General features: G+C 23.9%; 11 protein-coding genes and 6 pseudogenes. 6 read left to right on the top strand and 11 right to left on the bottom strand.

The window, feature by feature from the left end:
• Positions 1–28: 28 nt before the first annotated feature.
• The 4 genes and pseudogenes from AAHM96_RS06930 to AAHM96_RS06915 form a co-directional block, all read right to left on the bottom strand.
• A complete protein-coding gene (locus AAHM96_RS06930; RefSeq protein ID WP_281748988.1) occupies positions 29–250 on the bottom strand; it encodes a hypothetical protein in 222 nt (73 codons plus the stop codon).
• Between the two features lie 140 nt (positions 251–390).
• The gene (locus AAHM96_RS06925; RefSeq protein WP_342272751.1) at positions 391–1,014 is read right to left on the bottom strand and encodes a DDE-type integrase/transposase/recombinase; all 624 of its coding nucleotides are present in this window, start codon (positions 1,012–1,014) and stop codon (positions 391–393) included.
• A 289-nt stretch (positions 1,015–1,303) separates the two neighbouring features.
• Positions 1,304–2,281 (bottom strand): IS3 family transposase, encoded by a 978-nt coding sequence (locus AAHM96_RS06920; RefSeq protein WP_342272824.1) that lies wholly within the window; start codon positions 2,279–2,281, stop codon positions 1,304–1,306.
• Positions 2,282–2,408: 127 nt separating this feature from the next.
• Positions 2,409–3,128: pseudogene (locus AAHM96_RS06915) on the bottom strand (IS256 family transposase); the annotation flags it as partial.
• Between the two features lie 94 nt (positions 3,129–3,222).
• Here AAHM96_RS06915 and AAHM96_RS06910 point away from each other — a divergent pair.
• Positions 3,223–4,461 carry an IS256 family transposase gene (locus AAHM96_RS06910; protein ID WP_342273672.1) on the top strand — a complete coding sequence of 413 codons (1,239 nt, stop codon included), beginning with the start codon at positions 3,223–3,225 and terminating at the stop codon, positions 4,459–4,461.
• 43 nt (positions 4,462–4,504) lie between these two features.
• On the opposite strand, the pseudogene AAHM96_RS06905 reads toward AAHM96_RS06910, so the two are convergent.
• The 3 genes and pseudogenes from AAHM96_RS06905 to AAHM96_RS06895 all read right to left on the bottom strand — a co-directional run.
• A pseudogene (locus AAHM96_RS06905) lies at positions 4,505–4,933 on the bottom strand (transposase); the annotation flags it as partial.
• Between the two features lie 136 nt (positions 4,934–5,069).
• Positions 5,070–6,323, bottom strand: a complete 1,254-nt coding sequence (locus tag AAHM96_RS06900; protein ID WP_342273052.1) for an HAD family acid phosphatase — start codon at positions 6,321–6,323, stop codon at positions 5,070–5,072.
• A 128-nt stretch (positions 6,324–6,451) separates the two neighbouring features.
• Positions 6,452–7,278: pseudogene (locus AAHM96_RS06895) on the bottom strand (IS5 family transposase).
• A gap of 54 nt (positions 7,279–7,332) precedes the next feature.
• Here AAHM96_RS06895 and AAHM96_RS06890 point away from each other — a divergent pair.
• Positions 7,333–7,473 (top strand): annotated as a pseudogene (locus AAHM96_RS06890) (IS5/IS1182 family transposase); the annotation flags it as partial.
• 4 nt (positions 7,474–7,477) lie between these two features.
• On the opposite strand, the gene AAHM96_RS06885 reads toward AAHM96_RS06890, so the two are convergent.
• The 3 genes and pseudogenes from AAHM96_RS06885 to AAHM96_RS06875 form a co-directional block, all read right to left on the bottom strand.
• A complete protein-coding gene (locus tag AAHM96_RS06885; protein ID WP_342273051.1) occupies positions 7,478–7,654 on the bottom strand; it encodes a hypothetical protein in 177 nt (58 codons plus the stop codon).
• Between the two features lie 38 nt (positions 7,655–7,692).
• On the bottom strand, positions 7,693–8,208 hold the full coding sequence (locus tag AAHM96_RS06880; protein WP_338975820.1) for a hypothetical protein: 516 nt from the start codon (positions 8,206–8,208) through the stop codon (positions 7,693–7,695).
• 164 nt (positions 8,209–8,372) lie between these two features.
• Positions 8,373–9,161 (bottom strand): annotated as a pseudogene (locus AAHM96_RS06875) (IS5 family transposase).
• 137 nt (positions 9,162–9,298) lie between these two features.
• Between AAHM96_RS06875 and AAHM96_RS06870 the strand changes: the two are divergent.
• Positions 9,299–10,116: pseudogene (locus AAHM96_RS06870) on the top strand (IS5 family transposase).
• Between the two features lie 183 nt (positions 10,117–10,299).
• Here AAHM96_RS06870 and AAHM96_RS06865 read toward each other — a convergent pair.
• A protein-coding gene (locus AAHM96_RS06865; protein ID WP_342273050.1) for an IS5 family transposase occupies positions 10,300–11,089 on the bottom strand; the annotation gives its coding sequence in 2 pieces (ribosomal slippage) (positions 10,300–10,827 and positions 10,829–11,089; 789 coding nt in all).
• A gap of 92 nt (positions 11,090–11,181) precedes the next feature.
• Here AAHM96_RS06865 and AAHM96_RS06860 point away from each other — a divergent pair.
• The 3 genes from AAHM96_RS06860 to AAHM96_RS06850 all read left to right on the top strand — a co-directional run bounded on the left by AAHM96_RS06860 (position 11,182) and on the right by AAHM96_RS06850 (position 14,555).
• Positions 11,182–11,493, top strand: coding sequence for a hypothetical protein (locus tag AAHM96_RS06860; protein ID WP_342273049.1), 312 nt, complete (start codon positions 11,182–11,184; stop codon positions 11,491–11,493).
• Positions 11,494–11,557: 64 nt separating this feature from the next.
• The gene (locus AAHM96_RS06855; RefSeq protein WP_342273048.1) at positions 11,558–12,916 is read left to right on the top strand and encodes a BMP family ABC transporter substrate-binding protein; all 1,359 of its coding nucleotides are present in this window, start codon (positions 11,558–11,560) and stop codon (positions 12,914–12,916) included.
• 331 nt (positions 12,917–13,247) lie between these two features.
• Positions 13,248–14,555 carry a BMP family ABC transporter substrate-binding protein gene (locus AAHM96_RS06850; RefSeq protein ID WP_342273047.1) on the top strand — a complete coding sequence of 436 codons (1,308 nt, stop codon included), beginning with the start codon at positions 13,248–13,250 and terminating at the stop codon, positions 14,553–14,555.
• The last annotated feature ends 5 nt before the right edge of the window (positions 14,556–14,560 follow it).

Raw genomic sequence — 14,560 nt, 5'->3', positions numbered from 1 at the left:
AAACTTTTTATAATTAAATTAAATTTTTTTATAAAATAGATAATTTTTTTGCATAATTATGTTCTCTCATAATACTGTTTATATTACTTTTTTTACTTTTATTTTCAATACCATTATTTATATTTTGAATATCTATATCATTAAATTGTACGTTTTTTTTGTAATTATGATAATTAATAGCATATGTTCTTAATTTTTTTATTTCTTTAAACATTAAGTTTTTTATTTCTTGTTCAATTTCTTTATTCATTTTTTTACTCCTTTTAAAAATAAAAACCTATTTACTTTGAGAAACAAAGTAAATAGGTTAAAAACAATATTTAGTTTATAGTTATTTTTAACATCTTGGTGGTTGGCCCTTAATTACTGGACCATTTTTGATATAAAATTCTAAATTTTAATTTGTAAAATTGGTGGTTTTAGAAATTTAGAATGTATTCTTTCATAATTATAAAACATAACATATTGATTTACATCATTTATAGCTTCATTGATGGATAAATATTGATTTGATCCTTTAGGTAGTCATTCTTGAGATAAATGAGAAAATCAGTTTTCAGATAATACATTACCACCAATATCATAAGGTTGTTTTTTGCTTAAAATTATTTGTTTATCCTCTGCTCATTTTGTGATATCTTGACAATAAAATTCGTTGGCGTTATCTGAATGTAAAATAACATTTTTTATTTGATTTCAAGAAAATTGTTTGTTGATTTTTTCAAGAGCAGGAAGAATTAAATCCTGATATGATTTATTAGGAGCAATATTATAACTAACAACATTATTTGAATAAAAATCAATAATTACAAAAAGATATAATCATCCTTCTTTAGTATTTATTTGTTTAGTGTCCATTGATCAAATTTGATTTGAAGAGGTTGTACTTTTATAATCTTTGTTTACTTTATCCATTGTAGGTATTCACTTATTTGGATTTTTTTTGTTTTTAGGATAGTTATTTTTAGTTTGTTTTAATCCTTGAATATTGTGTTCTTTCATAATTTTTCGCATTTGTTTTATTGATAATTCTATATTTAAAATGATATTTTTTTCTTGTTTTAATCACTCTTTAAAAGCTGAAAAAATTCTTAAATATCCATAAATTCTGCCTTTTCTTGTAGAATGAAATTCGATTAAAAGTTGGCATATTTTTTGATATTTATGATTGCATTTAATAATATGATTTTCTTCTTTTTTAATAGGTTTTTGTTTATTTTTTAAAAAGTAATATGTTGATCTGTTTAATTGAAGATATTGGGTGGTTGGCCCTTAATTACTGGACCATTTTTGATATAAAATTCTAAATTTTAATTTGTAAAATTGGTGGTTTTAGAAATTTAGAATGTATTCTTTCATAATTATAAAACATAACATATTGATTTACATCATTTATAGCTTCATTGATGGATAAATATTGATTTGATCCTTTAGGTAGTCATTCTTGAGATAAATGAGAAAATCAGTTTTCAGATAATACATTACCACCAATATCATAAGGTTGTTTTTTGCTTAAAATTATTTGTTTATCCTCTGCTCATTTTGTGATATCGTGACAATAAAATTCGTTGGCGTTATCTGAATGTAAAATAACATTTTTTACTTGATTTCAAGAAAATTGTTTGTTGATTTTTTCAAGAGCAGGAAGAATTAAATCCTGATATGATTTATTAGGAGCAATATTATAACTAACAACATTATTTGAATAAAAATCAATAATTACAAAAAGATATAATCATCCTTCTTTAGTATTTATTTGTTTAGTGTCCATTGATCAAATTTGATTTGAAGAGGTTGTACTTTTATAATCTTTGTTTACTTTATCCATTGTAGGTATTCACTTATTTGGATTTTTTTTGTTTTTAGGATAGTTATTTTTAGTTTGTTTTAATCCTTGAATATTGTGTTCTTTCATAATTTTTCGCATTTGTTTTATTGATAATTCTATATTTAAAATGATATTTTTTTCTTGTTTTAATCACTCTTTAAAAGCTGAAAAAATTCTTAAATATCCATAAATTCTGCCTTTTCTTGTAGAATGAAATTCGATTAAAAGTTGGCATATTTTTTGATATTTATGATTGCATTTAATAATATGATTTTCTTCTTTTTTAATAGGTTTTTGTTTATTTTTTAAAAAGTAATATGTTGATCTGTTTAATTGAAGATATTGACATAGGTTTCTAATTGAATATTGATTTTTACAATCATCAATAATTTTAATTTTTTCTTTGATATTTAATTTGTTAATTACTAATGCTATTTGTTTAATTTTATCCATTAATAAAAATCCTTTCAGGTTAAAATTAGTGTTAATTATATAACACAATTGTTTTTAGAATACATTCAGGTTTTTTAAATTAATGGTCTAGTAAAAAGGGCTAAGTGGCAAGTGGCAAGTGGCTATTTTCAATTGCTAAGTAAAATATTTTGAAAACTGCCATATCATTTGGAAAAACTTTTTTATTTCTGATGACTTTTCGTAATTGACTATTTACAGATTCAATAGCATTTGTAGTATAAATCACTCTTTTGATTTCTACTGGATAACTAATAAAAACCATTAAATTATCTCAATTTTTATATCAAGATTTAGCAATTTGAGGATATTGTTTATTTCATTTACTTTCAAAGGATTCTAAAGCCTGCATTGCTTGTTCTTCACTACATGCAGTATAAATTGGTTTTAAATCTGCAACTAGAGATTTTCTATGCTTATATGAGACATATTTCAAACTATTTCTAATTTGATGAACTATGCATAATTGATGTTCTGTTTTAAGATAAACTGATTGTATTGCTTCTGACATGCCTGTTAAATTATCACTGCAGGCAATAAGAATATCATTTAAGCCACGATTTTTCATTTCTGTTAAATTTGCTAATCAAAATTTAGCACCTTCATTTTCACTAATTCATAAACCTAAAACATCTTTTTTACCTTCTAAATCAACTCCTAATGCTATATAAACTGATTTGTTAATAATCCGTTTATCTTGTCGTACTTTCACTACTATGCAATCAAAATAAACAATCGGATAGACACTTTCTAATGGTCGATTTTGCCATGCTTTTACATCATCAATAACATCATCAGTAATTTGGCTAATAACACTTTCACTAATATCGGTAATGTTTAGTAATCTGTGTAACTTACAAAAATAACTATGTTTAATTAATTCTAGTAAATATAATTAAATGACTAGAAAGAGTGAGTTACAGATGGCTAAAAAGCAAAATATTAATAATAATGATCCAATATCAAAAGCAGTAGATTTATTATTAGAAAATACTGAAGATTTAACAACAGTTTTTAAAGAGAAAGGATTGTATAAAGAATTAACAAAAAGATTAGTAGAAAAAATGTTGAATTCTGAGATGCAAAATTATTTAGGATATGATAAGAATCAACATAGTAATAGTGACAATGCTCGTAATGGTATAAGTTCAAAAAAATTAATAACTCAACAAGGTAAAATTGAGATTGATGTACCACGAGATCGCAATAGTAATTTTAATCCTGTAATAGTTGCAAAAAGACAAAGAAGATTTGATGGTTTTGATCAACAAGTTCTTTCTTTATATGCAAAAGGAATGACATTATCAGATATTAGAATGCAATTACAAGAGTTATATCATGGTGCTGATATTAGTGAAAGTGTTATTAGCCAAATTACTGATGATGTTATTGATGATGTAAAAGCATGGCAAAATCGACCATTAGAAAGTGTCTATCCGATTGTTTATTTTGATTGCATAGTAGTGAAAGTACGACAAGATAAACGGATTATTAACAAATCAGTTTATATAGCTTTAGGAGTTGATTTAGAAGGTAAAAAAGATGTTTTAGGTTTATGAATTAGTGAAAATGAAGGTGCTAAATTTTGATTAGCAAATTTAACAGAAATGAAAAATCGTGGCTTAAATGATATTCTTATTGCCTGCAGTGATAATTTAACAGGCATGTCAGAAGCAATACAATCAGTTTATCTTAAAACAGAACATCAATTATGCATAGTTCATCAAATTAGAAATAGTTTGAAATATGTCTCATATAAGCATAGAAAATCTCTAGTTGCAGATTTAAAACCAATTTATACTGCATGTAGTGAAGAACAAGCAATGCAGGCTTTAGAATCCTTTGAAAGTAAATGAAATAAACAATATCCTCAAATTGCTAAATCTTGATATAAAAATTGAGATAATTTAATGGTTTTTATTAGTTATCCAGTAGAAATCAAAAGAGTGATTTATACTACAAATGCTATTGAATCTGTAAATAGTCAATTACGAAAAGTCATCAGAAATAAAAAAGTTTTTCCAAATGATATGGCAGTTTTCAAAATATTTTACTTAGCAATTGAAAATATAACAAAAAAATGAACAATGCCCATTCAAAATTGAAATACAGCAATTGCTCATTTTATGATAAAATTTGAAGATAGAATTAATCTAAACTAGTACTTTGTAAAACAAAGATACACAGATTACATAAAAGCCTCCTAATATCAGCACCATGATATAACTCTTGTAATTGCATTCTAATATCTGATAATGTCATTCCTTTTGCATATAAAGAAAGAACTTGTTGATCAAAACCATCAAATCTTCTTTGTCTTTTTGCAACTATTACAGGATTAAAATTACTATTGCGATCTCGTGGTACATCAATCTCAATTTTACCTTGTTGAGTTATTAATTTTTTTGAACTTATACCATTACGAGCATTGTCACTATTACTATGTTGATTCTTATCATATCCTAAATAATTTTGCATCTCAGAATTCAACATTTTTTCTACTAATCTTTTTGTTAATTCTTTATACAATCCTTTCTCTTTAAAAACTGTTGTTAAATCTTCAGTATTTTCTAATAATAAATCTACTGCTTTTGATATTGGATCATTATTATTAATATTTTGCTTTTTAGCCATCTGTAACTCACTCTTTCTAGTCATTTAATTATATTTACTAGAATTAATTAAACATAGTTATTTTTGTAAGTTACACAGATTACTAAACATTACCTTTTAAACAGGTTCTTAGAGATTGAATATTAATTTTTGTAAATTATTTTCATATATTTTCATATTTTTTGAAATAATGTTTTAGTAAATTTAATCAATTATCTAAATTAGAACCATATTTTTTTTCTAAATCTCATAAAAAATTACCATATACATCATTACCACCAACCAGTACATAAGTTTCTTTTCAATTAATTTTTCCTTCTTCTAGTTTAATTTCTTTTACAAAACGAAGGTTTTTTAGATCACTATCAATTAAACTATTTTTTTCATTTTCTTTTCAATAATGTTCTATTATTTCTCCATTTTCATTTTTTGTAAATCAAAATTCATCTCCCACTTTACCAATTAAGTTATTAAAATTTTTATTATTTATTAATTCATTTTTTAATGATATTTTATCAATTAATTTTGAATTAGTTAAATTAGAATGAAAATCATTAATGTTATCACCCAATCTCATTACAATATGTGATGGTACATTTTTTATTGGTACTAAATCATTTTCTCAATTTTTTATTTGCATACTATTTTTATCTTTTGATGATAATTTAAAATTGTTATTATTAATATAATTAAAACGATTTTCTTTTGATATTAAATCTTTATAATTATTTGAATCATATTTAGTTACTCCTTGCATTCATCAAACATAACTATCAAGAAATGCCTTTGGATAATAATTATTTTCTAGTAGTTTTTTAGTTGGTATTGCTTCATCTCCATACTTGATATTTTCGCCTTGAAAACGATTTGAATCAAATAAAACAATACCACCACTTTTTCATACATGTTTAACAAATGCTAAAACTCCATTATAAAGTTGTTCTTCAAAATTGACTTGATGATCAACTCATTTTTTAAATTCATAATCCATATCTTTCATTTTTGGATTAAAAAATTTATAAATTGAAAAACCAATATTATTTATGAATGTTTCATCCAAATCAGTAATAACAATAGGTACATATTTATTAGCTTCAATTTTTGATTCATTATAATGCACAGTATAATTTTTATCTTCTTCATCATTTTTGGCATTAGGTTTATTTGCGGTTGCGTAAATAACATCTAATGATAAATGTTTTTTATTTGCTTCTATAACATCATCATACTGTTTTATTGCTGCACGAAAAGTATTTAATAATGATATTTTTCTTTCTGCTGATTCTTGTCAAATTATTGATTGTAACACTTTTAAATCATAAATATTGTTATTTTTATAACATCCAATAGCGCTTAAACTTGTACTTGTAATAATTATTAAACCACTTATTATTTTTAATATTTTTTTCATGTTTTTTCTCCTTTTAAAAATAAAAATCTATTTACTTTGAGAAACAAAGTAAATAGGTTAAAAACTATATTTAGTTTGTAGTTTTTTTAACATTTTTTTTGAAATTTTACAATAGACTTGGTGCAAAACTAAGGTAATTCAAAATTATATATTCCTGCTATTAAATTAAATCTTAATGCAAATCTTCGTATTTTATTGCGATATTTTAAAGTTAAAATTTTAAAACGTTTTAGTTTAGCAAATACGTGTTTAATTTTAATTCTAATTTTGCTTAAAGTTTTATTGTATTCTTTTTGAATTGGTATTAATTTATTGTATTTACTTTTTTTAAATGGCAAAAATGTATTTTTATGAATATTTTGTATTCCTTGATAACCTGAATCAACAAAAACTTGTTTTTCTGGATGAATAAAAGTTTTAGATTTTAAAAGTAATTTAAAATCATGAATGCTTCCAAAACAAAAAGCGGTTGAAATAATTTTTCCATTTAAAATATCAATAATTATTTGCGATTTAAGAGTATGATGTTTGTTTTTACCCGAAAAAAGTAATTTTAGTTTTTTTTAATTCTTTCAATTGGAGTTTCAGTAGCATCAATAGCTAGTAAAGTATTATTGATTCCTTTATTTTTGATTAAATCTTTTTTGCCAGATAAATTAAAAATTCCACTTTTTATTAAAGTATTTTCAATTCAAAAAATATTACGAATGCAGCTAGTATGACTAATATTATATCTTTTTGCAATAACTCTATAACTACTATACTCTTTTCAGTATTCTAATGTCATTAATAAACGATTTTCTATTGATAATTTATTAGGTTTACCACCAACTGCTTTTTTAATTGCTTCAGCTTTTTTTAAAATTTCAACCATTTTTTGAAATGTTTGTAGTTTTATTCCCACTAAACTATAAAATTCTTGTTCATCTTTGTATTTTTTTAAGAACCTGTTTAAAATCTTTTAGAGAATAGTATAAAATGATTATATATTTTAAAATAAGAGGTATATATGTGTAAAAATTATCCTAGTAATGTTAGCAAAGAGCAATTTGAAAATATAAAATCAATTTTAGAAAATACTAAAAAGAGAACTAAACCAAGAAGTTTAGATTTATATGAAGTATTTTGTGCAGTTTTATATGTATTAAAAAGGGCTAAGTGGCAAGTGGCAAGTGGCTTGTTACATTATTACCATTAATTATTGTTAGTATTGCTAGTCTTGGCAATGGAGTAATAACTTTAGTATTAGGATTATCATTTGTTTTTATTGGATTGAATGGTGGTTTAGTTGCTTGTGGATCATTATTTGGTTTAATTAGTGCAAAAAACATTATAAATTTATGAGATGCAAAGAAAAAGTAGATATAATCTACTTTTTATTATTTATATATTTACTTCATGGTAATTGTAAATTTGTTAATGTATAATGCATTAATTGTCGATGTATGCTAATAATTAAAACGTTAAATATTGTTACAATAAGTAAAATTCATCAATGATCGTTTAAAGTATTAAAATAATCAAGTTTGCTTTTAAAAACGGCAGTTTCAACTAACATAAATAATGCATTTAAAATGAAAAAAATTAATCAACCAAAACTAAATAGAATAATTAGATAACGATAAAATTTAGTTTGAAAAGTACTACCTTTGACTTTAATTTGATAAACCGTTTCATAAGTATAATGATTAATAGAAAAAGCAAACAAAATTAATAGAATTAAACTATTTATGCCAACTATTAATAAAATATTAATTATTTTTTCGCTAGTAGTATTTATTAAAATTGAACCTATTATTATAAATATAATTTGAACAATTAATCACAAAATGCTAACATAAAAAAAACTTTTTTTTGTTCAGTATTTAATTAATTCATTTTCCATTTTGTATCACCATATTAATTTTAGTATATTTTATGCAAATATAGAATAAAATTTATCTTTTTATAATTTTTCATAACATAATAAGTTTGGGAATAACTAAAATTAGAGAGGGAAATAAAATGGCAATTGAAGTAGAAATTAGGCGTATACGTCTAAGAACCTGTTTAAAATCTTTTCAATAAAATTGAAATAAAGGCAAGAACAACCATTTGTAAGCTAGTATTTAATTTTTTTTCACAATTTTTTCATAATCTTCTGCATTTTTCTAATCATGCAAAACTTCGTTCTACAACTCATCTTTTTGGTAATACTACAAAAGAATGTAATTCATTACGTTTTATAACTTCAACATTTGCATTTATAATTGTTTTAATTTTAGAAGCAAATTTTTCACCAGTATAACCAGCATCTACTAGTATTTTTGAACTGCAGAAAGATTCTCTTTTTCATTTTCAATCATTATTATAGCACTATTACGATCTGTTTTTTCTGCTGTGGTTATGTAAATTGCATGTGGTAAACCTTGAGAATCAACAGCAATATGACGCTTTATTCCTGAAATCTTTTTACCAGCATCATAACCTTTATTTTTAGTAGTATCTGTATTTTTAACACTTTGTGAATCAATTATACAAAAACTAGTTTGTTCTTTTCTACCATTATTGATACGAAATGCCTTGACTAATTTTTTTTAAAACTAATTGTAATACATTAGGTTCTTTATCATTATTTTTACTTCAAGCTTGAAAATAATAATATACAATTTGTCATTTTGGAAAATTTTTTGGTAACATTCTTCACTGGCAACCACTTTTTAATACATATAAAACTGCACAAAATACTTCATATAAATCTAAACTTCTTGGTTTAGTTCTCTTTTTAGTATTTTCTAAAATTGATTTTATATTTTCAAATTGCTCTTTGCTAACATTACTAGGATAATTTTTACACATATATACCTCTTATTTTAAAATATATAATCATTTTATACTATTCTCTAAAAGATTTTAAACAGGTTCTTATACTTGGTGCAAAACCTTTAATTTTAATAATTTAACGGTTATTATTAATATCAAAGGTGATAATTATTATGTTAAAAAAATACAAAGATGAACAAGAATTTTATAGTTTAGTGGGAATAAAACTACAAACATTTCAAAAAATGGTTGAAATTTTAAAAAAAGCTGAAGCAATTAAAAAAGCAGTTGGTGGTAAACCTAATAAATTATCAATAGAAAATCGTTTATTAATGACATTAGAATACTGAAAAGAGTATAGTAGTTATAGAGTTATTGCAAAAAGATATAATATTAGTCATACTAGTTGCATTCGTAATATTTTTTGAATTGAAAATACTTTAATAAAAAGTGGAATTTTTAATTTATCTGGCAAAAAAGATTTAATCAAAAATAAAGGAATCAATAATACTTTACTAGCTATTGATGCTACTGAAACTCCAATTGAAAGAATTAAAAAAAACTAAAATTACTTTTTTCGGGTAAAAACAAACATCATACTCTTAAATCGCAAATAATTATTGATATTTTAAATGGAAAAATTATTTCAACCGCTTTTTGTTTTGGAAGCATTCATGATTTTAAATTACTTTTAAAATCTAAAACTTTTATTCATCCAGAAAAACAAGTTTTTGTTGATTCAGGTTATCAAGGAATACAAAATATTCATAAAAATACATTTTTGCCATTTAAAAAAAGTAAATACAATAAATTAATACCAATTCAAAAAGAATACAATAAAAATTTAAGCAAAATTAGAATTAAAATTAAACACGTATTTGCTAAACTAAAACGTTTTAAAATTTTAACTTTAAAATATCGCAATAAAATACGAAGATTTGCATTAAGATTTAATTTAATAGCAGGAATATATAATTTTGAATTACCTTAGTTTTGCACCAAGTCTATTGTAAAGTCAATGATTGTAAAAAATCAATTAATTCATAATATTGACCTTTGGAAAATAAATTTATTGCATTTTGATAGTGTAATTTAGCAATTTTATTTTTTCTTCTTCCAGCCATTATGCCAAGAAATAAAACATGAAAAGCATGGAATTTATCTAAGAACCTGTTTAAAATCTTTTCAATAAAATTGAAATAAAGGCAAGAACAACCATTTGTAAGCTAGTATTTAATTTTTTTTCACAATTTTTTCATAATCTTCTGCATTTTTCTAATCATGCAAAACTTCGTTCTACAACTCATCTTTTTGGTAATACTACAAAAGAATGTAATTCATTACGTTTTATAACTTCAACATTTGCATTTATAATTGTTTTAATTTTAGAAGCAAATTTTTCACCAGTATAACCAGCATCTACTAGTATTTTTTGAACTGCAGAAAGATTCTCTTTTTCATTTTCAATCATTATTATAGCACTATTACGATCTGTTTTTTCTGCTGTGGTTATGTAAATTGCATGTGGTAAACCTTGAGAATCAACAGCAATATGACGCTTTATTCCTGAAATCTTTTTACCAGCATCATAACCTTTATTTTTAGTAGTATCTGTATTTTTAACACTTTGTGAATCAATTATACAAAAACTAGTTTGTTCTTTTCTACCATTATTGATACGAAATGCCTTGACTAATTTTTTTTAAAACTAATTGTAATACACTAGGTTCTTTATTATTATTTTTACTTCAAGCTTGAAAATAATAATATACAATTTGTCATTTTGGAAAATTTTTTGGTAACATTCTTCATTGACAACCACTTTTTAATACATATAAAACTGCACAAAATACTTCATATAAATCTAAACTTCTTGGTTTAGTTCTCTTTTTAGTATTTTCTAAAATTGATTTTATATTTTCAAATTGCTCTTTGCTAACATTACTAGGATAATTTTTACACATATATACCTCTTATTTTAAAATATATAATCATTTTATACTATTCTCTAAAAGATTTTAAACAGGTTCTAAGACTTGGTTGAACGCAAGCATATTTGGGGAAATTAGTAGGTGTTCGTCAAGCAACAATTAGTAGAATTGAGAGTAATGCTAAAAATTCTTCATGAGGAATAGTTCATAAAATTCTTTTAGCATTATTAGTAGATATGAATGATATAAAAGGTTTTACGCATGATTTTGTATTAAAAGAAAATGATTTTGAACTATTTATTAAACTGTTAATGGCTAATTCACAATTAAAAACTAATATTTTATATAATCCTGTTCATTGCGCACGAATTATTATTGATGCATATAATAGAGAAATTATTAATTTTGATGAAAAATATGGTAAAAATAAAGTATAAAAAAATTGTAAATAAATATTAATATTTTTACTGTAGTACATTTTTTTATTTATAGGAGAAATTTATGAAATATTTTTTAAAATTATTAATTATTACTTTGTTAATAAATAGTTCGTCAGTAGGATTAATTGGATGTAGTATTCCTAGTGTTGGTGATATTTGAATAATTACTGATGGTGGTGATTTATTTGATAAAGCTTTTAATCAGCAAGTATTAGAAGGTTCAAAAGAGTTTACTAAAACATTTAATGATAATCGTATTATGATTAGTAATTTACCCGGTAATGAAGTTTGAAAAAATAAAAAAATGAAAACACGTTGAATTATTTCACGAGATAGTACTGTTTCAACTTTACAAAATAATTATAATTTAGCAACATTTGCTGGTGCTAAAACAATTATTGTTGTTGGGTTTAATCATCTTGGTGCATTAACACCAGCTATTCAAAATCAATATAAAAAGTTAGGTGTTCGTTTTATTTTAGTTGATGCTAAATTAGAAAAACCAGTTGATGTAGCGTGTTTAAGTTATTCAGCAGAACAATCAGGGTTTTTATCAGGATTAGCAGGAGCAATATGATTAGCAGCTAATCATGAAACATATGATGATAATGGTTTAAAAATGTCAACTTTTGGTAGTTTACCAGCTGATACTATTGTTAGTTATATGATGGGTTATTATTGAGGTGTATATTATTTTAATAAATATCGTAATAGCAATGATAATTTATTGGAAATGACTAATGCCATTAGAATTAAAGAGGGTAAGGAAAAAATTGAAAAATGAACTAATAAATTTGATATTCATTTTGATAAAATTGCTAAACAATTTACAGGTAGTTTTGAATCTGGTACAAAATCATCAAAAGCAATAACTTCACAATTAATTGATGGATATAAAGATGATATTGTAATGCCTGTTGCAGGAGCACAAACAATTGATTTAGTATCAGCTGTTAAAAACTCTACTACTAATAGCAAAGCAAAAATTATTGGTGTCGATGTTGATCAAAGTGTTCAATATAGTTATGCTAAAGATATTTTTATTACATCAGCTTTAAAAGGAATTCATAAGTCAGTTAATACTTGATTATGACATTCTTTTAATTTATATTATAATAAGGATGATCAACATTCAGTTATTAAACCTATTAATGGTGAACAATACTTTGATGGCAGCATATCACAACCAGCATTAGGTGGTCAGCAATATCTTGGAATTGCTAATAATGATTCTATTAGTGCTATTTATAATAACTTAATTATTGATAGTAATGATTATTGACGTTTAGCACAAAAAGTAACTGACGCTTATAATAAATTAGTTGCTGATTTAGTTAATGATTCTACTCGTGATAAGTGAGAAAATGCTTGAAAAAATTATGTTGATGAAAGTGTTGAAAAGTATAAACCACAGTTTTAATAAAACTTTACTATATATTTTAAAAAAATTATAATTATTCTTGAATTTTTAAAGAATAAGTTTTATTATTTTATATAATGGTAGTTATGCCATTAAAGGAGAAACTAGTGTTTAGAGTTAATTGTGAAAATAAGAAAATAATTAATATTAAATACATATATACTGTATTTTTTAATAGTAAGTTATTCCCACCTATTTATTTTCAAAATTTATTTATACACAGTTTTATTTTATTTTGAATAATTGAATTAAGAAAGCAATGTTTTTGCTTTCTTTTTTATATTTTTTTTATATAAATATTTATATATATTTGTAGGAGGAATATAATAGTATGCGTAAAATTTTTACTGTATTTAGTGCAATATCATTGTCAGTAATAATGATATTACCAATCATTGCTTGCAATAGTCAGTTTAATGATCCAAATATTTATCGAATAACTGTTGTAACTGATGGACATACTATTAATGATGCTTCTTTTAATGAATCATCATATAATGCTGCTCTCAAGTTTAAACAAGAGTTTAATGATTGAACACATACTGATTATGTTGATCCTCAATATAAAAATAAAAGAGTTGAGGTTTCTTGAGATAATCCCCAATTAACTAATACTGATGATTTAATGACATCATATAATAAAGCCGTTTTCATAAATAGTAAAGTAATTATTGCTTCAGGATTTTTACATCATAATGCTTTGGTTAAAGCACAAAATACTATTTTAAAACATAAAGTGAAATTTATTTTTATTGATGGTGATACTCCAAATAAAGAAGTACCAAAATCTAATAAGCAATTGGCTGGTTTACTTTACAAAGCAGAACAATCAGGCTTTTTAGCCGGATTGGCAGGGGCAATATGGTTAACTGCTCATGCTAATCAATATGGTGGACTTGATAATTTAAAAATGTCAACCTATGGTGGACTTGATATTCCAGCAGTTACTAATTATATGTATGGTTATTATTGAGCCATACAGTTTTTTAATAATAAATTTAAAAATAAAGAAGATGAAGAAAAATTAATATCATGAGTTAAAATTTTAAATTCAGATTTTAAAGAACCATTACCAAATATTAAATTTATAAATTCAGGTACTCAATTTAGTGGTGATTTTAATCAAGGTTCAAAAGGTTCACAAGCAATTAATGATGATCTTGCTCGACAAAAAACTAATATTATTTTTCCAGTAGCAGGACCACAAACCGAAGATACTTTATCATCATTAAAAAAATCTGGTCAAGGTAAAATTATTGGTGTTGATACAGATCAACAACTTCAATATCCACAATCTGCAGATAGATTTATTACTTCTGCAGAAAAAGATTTAATTAGTTCAATTAAACTTATGCTCTGAAAATCAGTTGGTAAAACTAATCAGAATCCAGAGCATCCAACTGATCCAACTGCCGATCAAACATTTATTGATGATGCACCATACAGAGGTGGACCTAATTTTACTGGAATAGCACCAAATAAAGCAATTAAAGATGGTGATAAAGATATTTACACACCATTAATGACAGAAACTACTAATTGATTAGATAAAATTTCTGCTGGATGACAAAAAGTACTCAATTTAAAAGATCATTATTGAATTAATGGTATTAAAAAAGAATATGATCCATTTAAATAATTAAG

It is taken from the genome of Spiroplasma endosymbiont of Acasis viretata (genome assembly GCF_964031275.1).
Classification (GTDB): domain Bacteria; phylum Bacillota_I; class Bacilli_A; order Mycoplasmatales; family VBWQ01; genus Spiroplasma_E; species Spiroplasma_E ixodetis_A.
The sequence above is the reverse complement of the archived record's forward strand: the minus strand, read 5'-3'. Positions and strand labels throughout refer to the sequence as shown.